The sequence below is a fragment of the Pontibaca salina genome, from assembly GCF_016307205.1.
Lineage (GTDB): Bacteria > Pseudomonadota > Alphaproteobacteria > Rhodobacterales > Rhodobacteraceae > Pontibaca > Pontibaca salina.
On sequence record NZ_JAEIJD010000003.1, the window covers coordinates 290834 to 303835 of the forward strand.

Here is a 13002-nt window from a genome sequence, read left to right on the forward strand (position 1 = left end):
TCAAACTTGGATTGGATCGGCCTTGGCGAGCGCATCAAACTTCATCAGGCTGTCGATCAGCGCCGACATCTGGTCGAGCGGGATCATGTTGGGCCCATCTGAAGGTGCGTTGTCAGGCACTTCGTGGGTTTCGATGAACACCGCCGCCACGCCGATTGCCACCGCCGCGCGGGCCATGACCGGCGCAAATTCGCGCTGTCCCCCGGTCGAGCCGCCAAGTGCTGCGGGTTGCTGCACCGAATGGGTCGCGTCCATCACCACCGGATAGCCGGTCTGCGCCATTTGCGGCAACGCGCGCATGTCGGCCACCAGCGCGTTATAACCAAACGAAGTGCCACGTTCGGTCAGCAGAATCCGTCGGTTGCCGGTGCTTTCGATTTTCTGCACGACATTGGCCATGTCCCAAGGCGCAAGGAACTGCCCCTTCTTTACGTTGATCACCGCGCCGGTCTCACCCGCCGCCAAGATCAGATCGGTTTGACGGCAAAGCAGAGCCGGGATTTGCAGCACATCGCAGATTTTCGCCACCGGGGCGCATTGCGCGATCTCGTGCACATCGGTCAGCACCGGCACGCCGATGTCGCGTTTGACGCTTTCCAGCATCAGTAGCCCCTCATCCATGCCGGGGCCGCGCTTGCCGCTGATCGAGGTGCGGTTGGCCTTGTCGAAACTGGCCTTGAAGATGAATTGCGCGCCGGCTGCGTCGCAGGCCTCTTTCAGGCGTCCGGCAATCATCTGAGCGTGATCGGCGCTCTGCAGTTGGCAGGGGCCAGCGATTAGGGTCAGCGGGCAGTCATTTCCGACCTTCAGGCCGGCGATGTCGATATGGGTCATGAAGTCACCTGTTCACGCAGGATTGAGGCGGTGAGGGATACCATTAAATAGATGCCTGCGAAAATCAGGAAAGCCAAGATCGTATTCTCGAACTTGCGCGGATAAGCAGGATCCTGACTGGGCACCGGTTTGACCGAGGTCGTCAGATAGCGCACTTGCCGGTTGGCTTCCATCCGGGTCTGCTCGACCTGTTGCAGCGCCGATTGCAGCATCATGTCACGGGTCGCTAGATCGGCCTGGGCCATCTGGATGCGCACCGAAAGCTGCGCCAATGAATTTTCGCCCTCGCTGGCATCGACCATCCGGGCATTCAGCCGCGACAGCAATTCACGCAAGCGGCGCACGTCGCCCTCGGCTCCGGCGACCTTGGCGCTGTTGGGCCGGGGGTTGTCCAGCAACGCGGCCAGTTGCAGTTCGCGATCCTGCAATTGCAGTTCCACGTTGTTGATCTGGGCGCGTAATCCGGCGATCACGCCTTCAGGATCAAGAATTGCGCCTTCCTGCTGCAGCTTGACCAATGCTTCCTGGGCTTCGCGCCGTTTCCGTTGTGCTTCTTCAAAGCCTTGCAGCGCGTCTTCCATTTGATCGCCGCGTTTCTGCTGGCTCAGCCCGTTGACGCGTTCCTCGGCATAAGAGATCAGCTTGGTCGAGAAATCGGCGCTGACCTGCGGATCGGCGGCAGAGACCTCCATCCGGATGACGCCTTCAGTCGGATCATAGCCGATTTTGATGTTTTTCGTATAGGTGTTGTGGGCTTCTTCGTTGCTGGGGGTCGCGCTTAGCCTTTGGATTGGGTCGATCCAGTCCTGCGAGAAATGCGCTTTGAATCCCACATCTCGATCAAGGCGCAGCATTGCATCCTTGGATTCAAGATAGGATTGCACCGCGATCGAATCCTGACTGGTGGCGAATTGCGTACCGCTTAACAGCCCGCCAAGACCGGTGCCGCCGACATTGTCGGCCTGCAGGATCAGGAATTCGGAGTGGGCGGCATACATTGGTGTGGCCACGCGGTAAAAATACCAGCCCGCAATCAAAGTGGGCAGGCCAATAAAGAAGGCCAGCCGCGCCATCAATAGCGCCAGCCGGCGACGGCGGCGCAGCATGATGTCGCGCTGGATTTCGCTGATCTCGCGGTTGCGCCGTTCGGCGGGGCTCATCTCGGTCGCGGGCAGTTCGAATCTGTGTGATCCGGGACGCGGCAATCTGTTGCCATCGCCGTGGGCCGGCAAGCCGGAAAGCGCATCGGGAGCGCCGCCCTCGTGGGGCTCGCTGCCGCCCCGAGGCACGATCAGTTCCAGCATATTGGCGTGTGCAAAGGGATCGATACCGTTCTGGCGCAGCAGGCGGACCGCATCCAGATCGGATGTGGCGGGCAGGTCGTATTGTGCGGCGACTCGGCGGGCCATCCGCAATTGCCGCGCAGTCAGACCTTCGCTGCGGATGGCCGCGAATTCATCTACGATCCGTGTCCCGCTGTCCGGAGTGGCCACAGGAGCAGAGCTATCGGGCGACTCGCTGAAAGTGTCTTCGCGCAGGTCCGGCTCCACTCTGGCGGCAGTTTCGTCCTGCATCTCTGCCGTGGGTCTGGTGCGGTATTTTCTAGCTCTCGGTTTCGTAGTCATAGAGCTGTTTCGCTTTTTCTAAAGTATCAAACATATGTAGCTGGCCATCCATCAGAACGGCGGCTGAACGGGCAAATTTCTGTAGCGTCTCGGGCGCGTGGGACACGATCACGATGGTTGTTGTGCGCAACCGTTCTTCAAGGATCGCGCCCGCCTTGCGGTTAAATTCGACATCCGTGGTGCCGGGCATGCCCTCGTCGATCAGATAAATATCGAAATCAAGGGCCAGCATTAACGCAAAAGAAAACCGCGCCCGCATTCCCGAAGAATAGGTGCCCAGAGGTTGATCAAAATATTCACCCAGATTGCACAGCCAACGACAATAGGCTTCGACGTAATCCGGGTCCAACCCGTATAATTGGGCGATATAACGACTGTTCTCGACCGCCGAGATCCGGTGCACGACGCCCCCCATGAATCCCAGGGGAAAAGACACATTGCAATTGCGTCTAATTTCGCCTTCATCCGGCTTTTCCAGACCGGCCATCATGTTAATTAGCGTGGTTTTGCCGGTGCCATTGGGAGCTAGAATACCAAGGGAATTACCCAGTTCCACCTTGAACGACACCCGATCCAGGATCACTTTGCGCTGGGTGCCGGTCCAAAATGACTTGCTGACATTCTCGAATTCGATCATCACATGTTCCGGCATAACTCAAGCACGGTCATTGGCCTTATCGCAAAAGAAATTCATGGCTCGGGGCCGGTTTCGGGTGCATTATGTCTAATTATGAAGCCGATAGCCAACCGCAATGCGCGTACCGGCCTTAAATCATTTACTTCTGGATGCGCTGCCCCCTCTGGCAGGGCGTGCCCTTGCGCCCTAGATAGCGATCATGCGCCATGACCCGCACCAGCCGCTTACCGAGCAAATCCGAGCTTGCACAATCTGCGCCCAGCGATTTGCCGCGACCGCCACCCACCATCAGCCCCATCCGGTGGTCTGGTATCGTCCCGGCGCGCGGATCTTGATAGCGGGGCAGGCGCCGGGCATGCGCGTCCATGAAACGGGGGTGCCGTTCAACGATCGCTCGGGCGAGCGGCTACGCGAATGGATGGGGATGAATAACGCCGAGTTTTATGATCGCGACCGCGTTGCCATTGTCCCGATGGCGTTCTGCTTTCCCGGATACGACGTCCGCGGTGCGGACCTGCCACCGCCAGCGGTCTGCGCCCGAACTTGGCATGGGCAGGTCATGGCTGAACTGAGTGATCTGCGTTTGGTGTTATTGGTCGGCGCACACGCGCAGCGCTGGCATCTGGGCGTGAAAACGTCGCTGACCGAAACCGTGGCCCGGTGGCGCGATCATGCGCCGCGCGTGTTTCCCTTGCCACACCCGTCCTGGCGCAATACCGCTTGGCTGAATAAAAACCCCTGGTTCGCCCGCGACCTGCTGCCGGTGCTGCAAACGCGGGTACGTGAGGTTCTGGATGACTGAGATAACACCCTTGGACGACGTCCACGCAGCGATGCAGGCCGCGCCCACGGATGACGCCGCCCGGTTGCGGTTTTATGAACGCCTCGGCGACAGCGAATTATTCCTGCTGCTGAAACATGAGGCCGAGGGCGACGATATCTCGCCGGAACTGTTCGATTTGGACGCGGGTCGGTTTCTGCTGGCTTTTGATCGCGAAGAACGGCTATCGCAATTTGCCGGAGGCGCTGCGGCCTATGCCGCTATGTCGGGGCGGATCCTGGCGCGAATGCTGGCGGGGCAGCAGCTTGGCCTTGCGCTGAACCTTGAGGTCGCGCCCTCATCCATTCTGATCCCCGCCGATGCGATCGAGTGGCTGGACCACACGCTTGGACATGCGCCCTCTCAGATTGAGGCGCGGATCGAGGCCTTGCACCCGCCGACCGGACTGCCTGAATCGCTGTTGACTGCGCTGGATACCAAACTGGCCAACGCGCGCGGGCTGGCATCTTGTGCCTATCTGGTCGGAGTCACCTATCGCGGTGGCGGGCGCGGGCACCTGCTGGCCTTTCTCGGCGCATTGGAGGGCGCTGAAAGCGCACTGGCCAAAGCGGCCAGCGAGGCGCTGACCTTCTCAGGGGTCGCGGCGGGGGCGTTGGATGTCGGATTTTTCGCGCCAGCGGATCCGATCACGGCGACCTTGGCCGCACAGGGCCTGCGCTTTGATCTCCCCCAACCCGCGCGCGAGGAACCGGCGCCGCCCATCGCCCCGGGCAGCGACCCAGACCGCCCGCCGATCCTGCGCTAGGCCACGATCCCGGCTAAACGTCGGCACAGAATAGCGAATACAGCAGTTGGATGACCTGTTCGGTATTTCGGTCGGACAGTGAGTAATAAATCGTCTTGCCGTCGCGCCTTGTGGCAACCAGCCCTTCGTCGCGCAACCGCGCAAGCATCTGACTGACTGCCGCTTGCCGGATATCGAGCAGGGCTTCCAATTCGCCCACCGAACGTTCTCCAGCGCTAAGATGGCACAGGATCATCAACCGTCCCTCATGGGCCAGGGTCTTGAGATAGGTGGCAGCGTCCGCTGCCCGGTCTGCCATGTCGTGGGGCTGGGGTATCGGAGTATGTCCGACGGGTGGGGTTGTCACTTGCTCGTCTGTCCTATTCTTATTCCGACGGGGTCAAGCATTGGCGCCCACCCCGGTAATGACCGCTTGGTCCATACGCGAATATTATCGGGTTTGAGGTCATGTGAATCAACGACATCAGGCGGAGTTTTTCACCGTATCCGTATTCATTCAGCGGGGAGAACCGGCGCTGCCGGACCCCGCAGCAGCATCATGCGGTGCCTGAAGGGTGGCCGATATCGTGTATAAACGCACCTAGCACTTTTGCGAAGGCCTCGGGTTGCTCGACGCAAGCCAGATGACCCGCTTTGCGGATCAACTGGAACTGCGCTCCGGGCACCAGTTCGATGGTTTCGCGCACCAAGTCGGGCGGGGTCGCGGCATCGCGGTCGCCAGCAATGCCCAGCACCGGCAGGCGCAGTCCACTGGTCGGCGTGTAAAAGTCGGTGCCCGCGATCGCAGCACAGCAGCCAGCATAGCCGGCCTCCGGCTGTTGCAGCAATCGGCTGCGCCATAGGGCCAGTTCGGGCCGGGCGCGGAAATTCGGGGAAAACCAGCGCCCCATTTCCGCCTCAGCAAGGCTTGCGATACCATTGCTGTTAATTGCATCGACCCGTTCCTGCCACATCTTTGCCGTGCCGATCTTGGCGGCAGTGTTGGACAGAACCAGAGCGCGCACCTGATCCAACCGTTTGACTGCCAATCCTTGCGCGATCATGCCGCCGAGCGACAGGCCGACAAAGACGCAATCGCGCACGTTGAGATGATCCAGCAGCATTTCTGCATCACGCACGAGCGCGCCCATCGAATAGGGCGCCGCCGGGACCGAAGAGCGGCCATGCCCGCGCGTGTCATAACGGATAAAGCGCAACCCCTCGGGCAGCAGCGGTAAGACCGCGTCCCAAATGTGCAAATCAGTGCCCAATGCATTGGCAAACACCACTGGTGCGCCATCCGAATCACCGTCGATCCGGTAATGCAATTGGACGTTACCGAGATCGGCAATCTGCATCGAAATCCCCTTTGACCGGCGCGCGCATTTGCTCAGAAGCGCTTGCGCCGCTTGACGTTGCCGCCGCGCTGTCCCGGCCGTCCCGCGGTCGAGCGGCCGCGCGATGTGACGGCGGCCTCGCTGGCCTTTTCCACCGCTTGTTGCCGTGCCAGCGGATCGTCGGAGACCACCAGATCGACCGCTTCCAGCCGCTTGATCTCGTCGCGTAGGCGTGCGGCCTCTTCGAACTCCAGATTTTCCGCCGCCTTGCGCATATCGGTGCGCAGTCCCTCCAAGACCACCTGAAGGTTTGCCCCGGCCATCGGCTTGTCAATCTGTGCGGTGACACGGTTCATGTCCACGTCGCCCTTGTACAGCCCCTGCATCACGTCATCGACATTCTTGCGGATGGTTTCGGGGGTGATGCCGTGTGTTTCGTTATAGGCGATCTGTTTTTCGCGGCGGCGTTCGGTTTCGGCCAAAGCGCGTTTCATGCTGCCGGTGATGCGATCGGCATACATTATGACCCGCCCGTCGGCATTGCGCGCGGCCCGACCAATGGTCTGGATCAGCGAGGTTTCCGAGCGCAGGAACCCTTCCTTGTCGGCGTCCAAAATGGCGACCAGCCCGCATTCGGGGATATCCAGCCCCTCGCGCAGCAGGTTGATGCCGATCAGCACGTCAAAGGCACCAAGACGCAGATCGCGCAGGATCTCGATCCGTTCCAAGGTGTCGATATCGCTGTGCATATAGCGCACTTTGATGCCCTGTTCGTGCATGTATTCGGTCAGGTCCTCGGCCATGCGTTTGGTCAGCGTTGTGACCAATGTGCGGTACCCATCGGCCGAGACCTTGCGCACTTCGTCCAGCAGATCATCGACCTGCATCTCGACCGGGCGGATTTCCACCTCGGGGTCCAGCAGGCCGGTGGGGCGGATCACCTGTTCGGTGAAGACGCCGCCGGTCTGTTCGATCTCCCATTTTGCCGGGGTGGCGCTGACGAACACCGATTGCGGCCGCATCGCGTCCCATTCTTCGAATTTCAGGGGCCGGTTATCCATACAGGATGGCAGGCGGAACCCGTGTTCGGCCAGCGTGAACTTGCGGCGGTAGTCGCCTTTATACATGCCACCGATCTGGGGCACCGACACGTGGCTTTCATCGGCAAAAACAATGGCGTTGTCGGGGATGAACTCGAACAGGGTCGGGGGTGGCTCACCCGGTGCGCGTCCGGTCAAATAACGCGAATAGTTCTCGATCCCGTTGCAAACACCGGTTGCTTCCAGCATTTCCAGATCGAAATTCGTCCGCTGTTCCAGCCGCTGCGCTTCCAGAAGTTTGCCTTCGTTGACCAGTTGGTCCAGCCGTTGCCGCAGTTCCTTGCGGATGCTGATGATCGCCTGCTGCATGGTCGGTTTCGGAGTGACATAGTGGCTGTTGGCATAAACGCGGATCTGCTCGAACCTGTCGGTCCGCTCACCGGTCAGGGGGTCGAACTCGGTGATGCTTTCCAGTTCCTCACCGAAAAACGACAATCTCCAAGCCCGATCCTCCAGGTGGGCGGGAAAGATCTCCAGTGAATCGCCGCGCACCCGGAACGAACCGCGTTGAAACGCCTGATCATTGCGTTTGTATTGCTGCGCCACCAGATCAGCCATCACCTTGCGCTGATCGTAATTATTGCCGACCTGCAGGTCCAAGGTCATCGCCCCGTAAGTCTCGACCGAGCCGATCCCATAGATGCACGACACCGAAGCAACGATGATCACATCGTCCCGCTCCAGCAGCGCCCGCGTGGCCGAGTGGCGCATCCGGTCGATCTGTTCGTTGATCTGGGATTCTTTCTCGATATAGGTGTCCGAGCGCGCCACATAGGCTTCCGGCTGATAGTAATCGTAGAAGCTGACGAAATACTCGACCGCGTTCTCGGGAAAGAAGTTGCGGAACTCACCATAAAGCTGGGCCGCCAGCGTCTTGTTCGGGGCGAGGATAATCGCCGGGCGCTGGGTTTCCTCGATCACACGGGCCATGGTGAAGGTCTTGCCCGTGCCGGTCGCGCCCAAGAGCACCTGGTTGCGCTCGCCCGCCTGCACACCTTGGGTCAGCTCGACGATCGCGCTTGGCTGATCGCCGGCGGCGGTGAATGTTGTGTGCATCTTGAACCGCTTGCCGCCCTCAAGTTTCGGTCGGTTGCGCACATCCTCGGCAGGGGCGTGCAGCATCGGCATGGAATCGCTATGGGCATAGGGCATGGGCAGGCTCCGCTCTGAAGGTCAGAGGTGATCTCTCTTTGTTCCATATCAAGGCCGTGCTGTCACTTAAATCGCGTTTTTGCCATGCGCGACAACGTTTGCGCCGGCGGTAACGGCATTTCGCGCCTTGCCCCGCAGGCTGAAATTTCGGATACATCGTGCCGACCCTTATACGGAGCCTTGTTCATGCGCGCTCGAATTTATCAAAAGGCTAAAACAGCCATGTCCTCCGGCACAGCCAACACCCGTGATTGGATTTTGGATTTTGCACCGGCCAGCAAACGTGAGATCGATCCGCTGATGGGCTGGACCTCGTCCGACGATACGCAGACTCAGGTGCGGCTGCGGTTCCCGACCAAAGAGGCGGCAATGAATTACGCAGCCGCCAAAGGCATCGATGCACGTGTTTACGAACCTAAACGCCGCAAACCCATTGTCCGTCCGGGCGGCTACGGCGAGAATTTCGCGACCAATCGCCGGGGCGGTATGTGGACACATTAAGTGTGTAAATCGGGGCGAAGTTGTCTCGGAATCAGGCTAATAAGCCCGCAAGACTGAGCGGTGATCCGCATGTTGTAAGGAAGCAGTGTTGCACCGCTGGATCCGGGTCGGCCATAGTCCACACTCAATACTGCGATCGCATTCGACGACGGGCGGCCTTTGAGGTCGCCCGAATGGTTTCAAACCCGGCCGGAGCCCGTTTCAGATGACCATCACCCACCTTGTCACCCATTCCGGTGGCTTTCATGCCGATGAGCTGCTGTCTTCGGTGATCCTGACCCGTTTGTTCCCCAAGGCCGAGCTGATCCGCAGCCGCGACAAGGCATGGATCACGCCCGGTGAAGACCGGATTATCTATGATGTCGGTGGCCAATTCGACGCGGATGCGCAGGTTTTCGATCACCACCAGCGGCCCAATCCATTGCGCGACGATGGCCAGCCCTATAGCTCCTTTGGGTTGATCTGGGCCCAGTATGGCCGCGACTACTTGCGCGCAATGGACGTGCCCGAGAATGATATCGAGGCGATTCATGACGCATTCGATCGTGCTTTTGTTTTGCCGGTCGACCTTCTGGATAATGGCGCCGTAAATGCGGCCGAGGCCGGACCGCTGTTTGCCGGTCTGACCTTGCCGGTGCTGCTGGAAAGCCTGAAGCCAGTATTTGACGACCGCGATGAGGGCGCAGATGATCGGGCGTTTATGTCTGCCTTGCCGGTGGCGCGGGCTTTTGTCGAGGCACAGGTCAAGCGCAGGGCGGCAAAGTATCGGGCCGAGGCGATGGTGATGGCGGCGATTGAGGAAGCCGGAGAGTGGCCCGTTCTGGAATTGCCAATGGGCATGCCATTTCGTGCCGGCGTCGAAAAGTCCGGCGCGGATCACCTGCTGTTTGTGATCCACCCGCGCGGCAGCGATTGGGCGCTGACCACGATCCGCAAGGGCGACGACACCTTCGCCAACCGTGCTGATCTTCCAAAGGCGTGGGCAGGATTGACCGATGCCGCGCTGGAAGCCGCCAGTGGCGTCACGGGGGCGAAGTTCTGCCATAACGGTCGGTTCATCGCGGTGGCTGACAATCGCGAGGCGGTATTGCAAATGGCTGATATTGCGGTGACCGAGGCATTGGCTGGACAGGCTTGATACGGGGCACTGCATTCTAAGGCCTCAGGTGTTTGACCCACGTGCAGCCTGTGTCGCTTTCGCGCTGATTTCGCAGGCCGATAGATTTTCCTGAAAACGCAAAACTCCAAGCAGGCTCGCAGCCCAGGAATATAGCGGCAAAATCTGGCTGTCGGAGATCGACCGGCAGAGCGTATATCCGCCTGTCGTCATGAGGCAACGTTTGCGCAGCAGAAACACTCATTGGGTTGACGGGGCATAGCGAACGCCGACACCGCCGGGGGATGCTTGGTGCAGTTTTACTTAACTTTGCAAATAAACGCCCCACCCCATCTAAATGAACGGGGCATTCTCCATTGGATCACGTCAGAGAGGCACGAAAGAGTGGCAACCTAGACGGCGACGCCAATTACGGAGCAACCCTATGTCGAGCGTTCAGCGATCCGCCCTATGCCTTTTTGCTATCGGGTTGGCTGCATTGGCGGCTTGTGGAACCCCTGAGTACCGTGCGGAAAGAAAGCATTGCGAAGCGGAATGGATGCTTAAGATTCCGCCCGTTTACCGGCAGGAGACCGTCACGAAGTACCGCAGCGAAAGACGTCCGACCGGCGAAACGAAATGTGAATCAAAGGGCGATACCCTCCTGTGCCAGCCGGTGATGGAAATAGTCTCGGTTCCCTATTCCGCGCTCGAGACGGTGGATATCCGCAAGGCGCAGCGTGCGCCGCAGATCGAGTCCTGCGCCGCGCGCGCCTGCACCGCCCGATATGGAAATCGCGAGTGCAAGACATGATCGCAATTTTTTTAAAACAACTGCGTACCATCGGGCAAATCGGCCCTGAATGCACAGGGAAAAAGCTAATACGAGGTAGTCATGTGGGATTTTAGTATCGGCAGCGCACTGGGAATGATGGTGCGCACGCTGCCGTTCATCGTGCTGCGAATGGCGGTCTATTTTGGCATCGCCGTGGGCTATGTACTGGTCACGGGTATGGGGGCCGGTATCGGGTACGGTATTGGCGGTTTCGGCGATGAGGGGTTTCGGGCCGGGTCGATCATTTGGGGCGGATTCGCCGGTTTCGGAATTTTCGGCGCGATCATGTACTGGGCGCGTGAATATATCCTTTACCTCGTCAAGGCGGGGCATATTGCCGTGCTCATCGAATTGATCGACGGCAATCCGATGCCGCAGGGGCGCAGTCAGGTGGCGCATGCCACAGCGGTGGTGAAACAGCGGTTTCCCCAGGCCAGCGTGCTGTTTGCCATTGACCAGTTAATCAAAGGGGTAATCCGCGCCATTACCGGGCTGATGCGCGGTATCCTGACCATCCTGCCGGTGCCGGGTGTACAGCAATTGGCCAGTATCCTGTCGGCGTTTCTGCGCGTCGCGGTCGGTTTCGTCGACGAGGTGATCCTTGCCTATGCGATCCGCACGAAATCCGACGACGCGTGGTTGTCCGCCAAGGAGGCGCTGGTTCTCTACGGGCAGAACTACAAGACGATGCTGAAAAACGCGGCATGGTTGGCGATCATCGTCTATGGGCTGAGTTTTCTGGTATTTGTCATAATGCTGACCCCGGCGGCGCTGGTGGTTTATTTGATGCCGGGGGCTTGGGCGGCAGGCGGTGTGGTTTTTGCCTTGCTGTTTGCATGGAGTGTCAAGGCGGCGCTGCTTGAGCCCTTCGCGATCACCTGCATGATGCAGGTCTATTTCAAGACCATCGAAGGCCAGCAGCCCGACCCCGAATGGGAGGCCAAACTGGAACAAATGTCAGGCAAGTTCCGCAAGCTGAAAGAGCGCGCGTTCGGTGCCGCAGAAGCCCCGGCAGAGCCTGCGGCGGTACACCAGGCCTGATGTGCTGTCGCAAAAGAGCGTCCGGCAATTCCGATCAATGAAGTTATGCGGAGAGATGAACAGATGAGACAGGTTACACCGAAATTGGCGGCAATGGTGATCGCGGGCGGTATCGCCTTAGCAACCCCTCTGAAAGCAGCCGAGGACGTGGTGATTGTCTATGATGCGTCGGGGTCCATGTGGGGGCAGATCGACGGCACCAGCAAGATCGAGATCGCCCGCGAGGTGATGGCTGATCTGGTCGATGGCTGGGACGCTGATACCAATCTGGGACTGGTCGCTTATGGCCACCGCAGTCAGGGCGATTGTGCCGATATCGAAACGCTTGTCGCGCCGGGGCCGCTGGACAAGACCGCGTTTATCGACATGGTGAACGCGATCCGGCCGGTCGGCAAGACCCCGATCTCGGCCTCGGTACAACATGCTGCCGATCTGCTGTCATTCCGCGACAACCCTGCGACTGTGGTGCTGATTTCCGACGGCGTCGAAACCTGCAACGCCGATCCCTGCGCGCTGTCGGCGCAGCTTGCCAAGCAGGGTGTGAACTTCACCGCCCATGTGGTCGGGTTTGATCTCGAGGACGCAGCCCATGCCAGCCTGTCCTGTATCGCTGAGAATACCGGCGGCGTATTCGTGCCCGCCGGAAACGCGGCCGAACTGCACGATGCATTGGCTCAGGTGCAAAGTGCCATGGATATGAAACCCGTCGCGCCCGAACCCGCGCCCGAAGAACCAGCATTGCCCGAGGTTCAGATTTCCGGTCCCGAAACCGTCACCACCGGTGCGGCCTTTGATGTCTCTTGGTCGAAAAGCATTCACGACAGGGATTACATCACAATCGTCCCCGCCGGCACCAAGGAAGGCGAGCATGGCGCTTACATTCGCGTCGGCGATAAAGCCGAAGGCCGTCTGACCGCCCCGGCCGATGTTGGGCTTTATGAGCTGCGCTATATCCAGAATGATGGCCGCCATACGCTCGCCAGTGCGCCGATCGAGGTGGTCAAGGCCGAGGTCGCGATCAGCGGCCCCGAAACCGTCACCACCGGCGCGGCCTTTGATGTCTCTTGGTCCAGCAGCATTCACAACAGGGATTACGTCACCATCGTCCCCGCCGGCACCAAGGAAGGCGAACACGGCGCCTATATTCGCGTCGGAGACAAAGCCGAGGGTCGCCTGACCGCCCCGGCGGAAACCGGCCTCTATGAATTGCGCTATGTGCTTAACGAGGGGCGCCGCACCCTTGCCAGCGCGCCGATCGAGGTGGTCGGGGCCGAGGTCG

Annotated in this window: 13 protein-coding genes; 7 read left to right on the forward strand and 6 right to left on the reverse strand. The window is 59.7% G+C overall.

Annotated features, from left to right (window positions below; translation table 11 throughout):
* The 3 genes from kdsA to JAO82_RS06410 are packed head-to-tail and all read right to left on the reverse strand — an operon-like array spanning position 1 to position 3096.
* The gene (gene kdsA, locus JAO82_RS06400; protein ID WP_198685528.1) at positions 1-834 is read right to left on the reverse strand and encodes a 3-deoxy-8-phosphooctulonate synthase; all 834 of its coding nucleotides are present in this window, start codon (positions 832-834) and stop codon (positions 1-3) included.
* The gene (locus tag JAO82_RS06405) at positions 831-2459 is read right to left on the reverse strand and encodes a capsule biosynthesis protein (protein ID WP_198685529.1); all 1629 of its coding nucleotides are present in this window, start codon (positions 2457-2459) and stop codon (positions 831-833) included. Before JAO82_RS06405 ends, kdsA begins: the two co-directional genes overlap by 4 nt.
* The gene (locus tag JAO82_RS06410; protein ID WP_198685557.1) at positions 2437-3096 is read right to left on the reverse strand and encodes an ABC transporter ATP-binding protein; all 660 of its coding nucleotides are present in this window, start codon (positions 3094-3096) and stop codon (positions 2437-2439) included. The genes JAO82_RS06405 and JAO82_RS06410 overlap by 23 nt, the downstream gene beginning before the upstream one ends.
* 199 nt (positions 3097-3295) lie before the next feature.
* On the opposite strand from JAO82_RS06410, the gene JAO82_RS06415 reads away from it, so the two are divergent.
* On the forward strand, positions 3296-3898 hold the full coding sequence (locus tag JAO82_RS06415) for a uracil-DNA glycosylase family protein (protein WP_198685530.1): 603 nt from the start codon (positions 3296-3298) through the stop codon (positions 3896-3898).
* Positions 3891-4682 carry an SseB family protein gene (locus JAO82_RS06420; protein WP_198685531.1) on the forward strand — a complete coding sequence of 264 codons (792 nt, stop codon included), beginning with the start codon at positions 3891-3893 and terminating at the stop codon, positions 4680-4682. Before JAO82_RS06415 ends, JAO82_RS06420 begins: the two co-directional genes overlap by 8 nt.
* A gap of 13 nt (positions 4683-4695) precedes the next feature.
* Here the strand turns inward: JAO82_RS06420 and JAO82_RS06425 are convergent, their stop codons facing one another.
* From JAO82_RS06425 to uvrB, 3 genes are all read right to left on the reverse strand, one after another.
* Positions 4696-4980 (reverse strand): ArsR/SmtB family transcription factor, encoded by a 285-nt coding sequence (locus JAO82_RS06425; RefSeq protein WP_198685558.1) that lies wholly within the window; start codon positions 4978-4980, stop codon positions 4696-4698.
* A gap of 238 nt (positions 4981-5218) precedes the next feature.
* Positions 5219-6019, reverse strand: coding sequence for a 3-oxoadipate enol-lactonase (pcaD, locus tag JAO82_RS06430; protein WP_198685532.1), 801 nt, complete (start codon positions 6017-6019; stop codon positions 5219-5221).
* A gap of 32 nt (positions 6020-6051) precedes the next feature.
* Positions 6052-8250, reverse strand: coding sequence for an excinuclease ABC subunit UvrB (uvrB, locus tag JAO82_RS06435; protein WP_198685533.1), 2199 nt, complete (start codon positions 8248-8250; stop codon positions 6052-6054).
* A 186-nt stretch (positions 8251-8436) separates the two neighbouring features.
* On the opposite strand from uvrB, the gene JAO82_RS06440 reads away from it, so the two are divergent.
* From JAO82_RS06440 to JAO82_RS06460, 5 genes are all read left to right on the forward strand, one after another.
* Positions 8437-8751 carry an ETC complex I subunit gene (locus JAO82_RS06440; RefSeq protein WP_198685534.1) on the forward strand — a complete coding sequence of 105 codons (315 nt, stop codon included), beginning with the start codon at positions 8437-8439 and terminating at the stop codon, positions 8749-8751.
* A gap of 205 nt (positions 8752-8956) precedes the next feature.
* The gene (locus JAO82_RS06445; RefSeq protein ID WP_198685535.1) at positions 8957-9889 is read left to right on the forward strand and encodes an MYG1 family protein; all 933 of its coding nucleotides are present in this window, start codon (positions 8957-8959) and stop codon (positions 9887-9889) included.
* A 403-nt stretch (positions 9890-10292) separates the two neighbouring features.
* Positions 10293-10661 (forward strand): hypothetical protein, encoded by a 369-nt coding sequence (locus JAO82_RS06450; RefSeq protein ID WP_198685536.1) that lies wholly within the window; start codon positions 10293-10295, stop codon positions 10659-10661.
* An 81-nt stretch (positions 10662-10742) separates the two neighbouring features.
* The gene (locus JAO82_RS06455; RefSeq protein WP_198685537.1) at positions 10743-11723 is read left to right on the forward strand and encodes a hypothetical protein; all 981 of its coding nucleotides are present in this window, start codon (positions 10743-10745) and stop codon (positions 11721-11723) included.
* 63 nt (positions 11724-11786) lie between these two features.
* The coding region (locus tag JAO82_RS06460; RefSeq protein WP_198685538.1) for a vWA domain-containing protein at positions 11787-13002 on the forward strand (1216 nt) is incomplete at its 3' end.

Bases quoted from the DNA above. Each gene is read 5' to 3' on its own strand.
- kdsA (WP_198685528.1), bottom strand. From the start codon at position 834: ATGACCCATATCGACATCGCCGGCCTGAAGGTCGGAAATGACTGCCCG.
- JAO82_RS06405 (WP_198685529.1), bottom strand. From the start codon at position 2,459: ATGACTACGAAACCGAGAGCTAGAAAATACCGCACCAGACCCACGGCA.
- JAO82_RS06410 (WP_198685557.1), bottom strand. From the start codon at position 3,096: ATGATCGAATTCGAGAATGTCAGCAAGTCATTTTGGACCGGCACCCAG.
- JAO82_RS06415 (WP_198685530.1), top strand. From the start codon at position 3,296: ATGCGCCATGACCCGCACCAGCCGCTTACCGAGCAAATCCGAGCTTGC.
- JAO82_RS06420 (WP_198685531.1), top strand. From the start codon at position 3,891: ATGACTGAGATAACACCCTTGGACGACGTCCACGCAGCGATGCAGGCC.
- JAO82_RS06425 (WP_198685558.1), bottom strand. From the start codon at position 4,980: ATGGCAGACCGGGCAGCGGACGCTGCCACCTATCTCAAGACCCTGGCC.
- pcaD (WP_198685532.1), bottom strand. From the start codon at position 6,019: ATGCAGATTGCCGATCTCGGTAACGTCCAATTGCATTACCGGATCGAC.
- uvrB (WP_198685533.1), bottom strand. From the start codon at position 8,250: ATGCCCTATGCCCATAGCGATTCCATGCCGATGCTGCACGCCCCTGCC.
- JAO82_RS06440 (WP_198685534.1), top strand. From the start codon at position 8,437: ATGCGCGCTCGAATTTATCAAAAGGCTAAAACAGCCATGTCCTCCGGC.
- JAO82_RS06445 (WP_198685535.1), top strand. From the start codon at position 8,957: ATGACCATCACCCACCTTGTCACCCATTCCGGTGGCTTTCATGCCGAT.
- JAO82_RS06450 (WP_198685536.1), top strand. From the start codon at position 10,293: ATGTCGAGCGTTCAGCGATCCGCCCTATGCCTTTTTGCTATCGGGTTG.
- JAO82_RS06455 (WP_198685537.1), top strand. From the start codon at position 10,743: ATGTGGGATTTTAGTATCGGCAGCGCACTGGGAATGATGGTGCGCACG.